Raw genomic sequence first — 1,571 nt, forward strand, 5'->3', positions numbered from 1 at the left:
CCCCCAAAGCAATGACCGGAGAGCCGCCCTGCGCGATGCCCGGAAAGGGGATCATCACTGCAGCAGCTTTGGCCGGGGCGGCCAGATCTGCCACGCGGCCGAGATCCGCACCGGCCATGAAGGAGATCACCTGTTGGTCTTCACGGAAGACCAGCTCCTTGAGAATGCCCTCAGCGGCTTCCGCCATCATGCCGAGGAAGATCACATCGCTGGCATCGATCACCGCCTGATTGCCAGCCGCCGTGACATCCCCGAACGCCCCGGCCAGCGCCGCGGACTGAAATTTGCTGCGCTCCGAAACCGTTATCCGGTGACCCTTGCCGGCCAGGCCCCGCACCACGGCCGAGGCAATGGTGCCGCATCCCAAAAAACCCAAACGCATATCAGATATCCTTCATCAGCCGCAGCGCATCATAAACCGCCGCGTGGGTGTTGCGGGCGGAAACCGCATCGCCGATGCGGAACAGCTGGAACTGCCCTTGCGGGTTGGACGCGATCCGTTGCGGGCTGCCCGCGATCAGCGCTCCCTGGCCGACTTCGCCGCGGTTGGACGACTGCTCTTTGAGATCAAAGTACAGATCATCCAGCGGCAGCGTCCCGTAGTTGAGAACCACCTGATCATAACCGGCCTCATACACATGACTGCTGTAGTCTGTTCCGATGGAGGCTGTCAGCTTATTGCCGCTGCGCGCCACCTCCAGCAAGCGGCGGGTCACGGTGAAGGTGACGTCCTTGTCCTGCAGCGCCCGCATGTAGGGCACCAGGTTCATCGCCATGATGTCCGGGGCAAAGGTACGATCAGGCGTCATCACCTCGACTCTGGCGCCAGCATTGGCGGCGATTTCTGCTGCCATCAGCCCAGGGTGGTCGCCGCTCTCGTCATAAATCAGCACATTTGCTGCCGGTTTCACGTCACCGGAAATAATATCCCAGGCCGAGACAACATGCGAAGCCTCCCCGCAGGTTTCGAACAATTCGGTGTTTGGCAAACCTCCCGTCGCGACGATTACAACATCCGGATTCAGCGCGGTCACGTCTGCGGCCTCGGCCCAAGTGCTGAAACGGAACTCCACGTCCCGCGCGGCGCATTGCGCCATGCGCCAGTCAATTATGCCGATCATTTCTGCCCGGCGCGGGTTCTGTGCGGTCAAGCGCACTTGGCCGCCCGGCTCGGCCGCAGCCTCAAACACGGTGACATGATGACCGCGCTCTGCCGCCACCCGCGCAGCCTCCAGCCCGGCAGGGCCGGCACCAACGACCACAACCTTCTTGCGGACCTCTGCGGGCGTAATCTCATGGGGCATGGTCAGCTCGCGGCCCGTCGCTGCATTATGGATGCACAGCGCATCCCCAGCCTGATAGATCCGGTCCAGGCAGTAGGTCGCTCCCACACAGGGGCGGATCTCATCCTCGCGCCCCTCAATAATTTTCTTCACCACATGCGGATCAGCCATATGGGCGCGGGTCATGCCAACCATGTCCAAAAGCCCCGCGGCAACCGCATGGCGGGCAGTTGCCACATCCGGGATGCGGGCGGCGTGGAAGGTGGGCATGCCAGTCGCTTTCTTTAC

Annotated in this window: 2 protein-coding genes; both read right to left on the bottom strand. The window is 62.4% G+C overall.

Annotated features, from left to right (window positions below):
* Positions 1-382, bottom strand: a 382-nt coding sequence (locus A2I95_RS36720) for an NAD(P)-binding domain-containing protein (protein ID WP_291737414.1), incomplete at its 3' end; no start/stop codon positions are given.
* Position 383: 1 nt separating this feature from the next.
* A partial coding sequence (locus A2I95_RS36725) for an FAD-dependent oxidoreductase (protein ID WP_291737415.1) occupies positions 384-1,571 on the bottom strand: 1,188 nt, incomplete at its 5' end.

The sequence above is a fragment of the Leisingera sp. F5 genome (assembly GCF_001593695.1).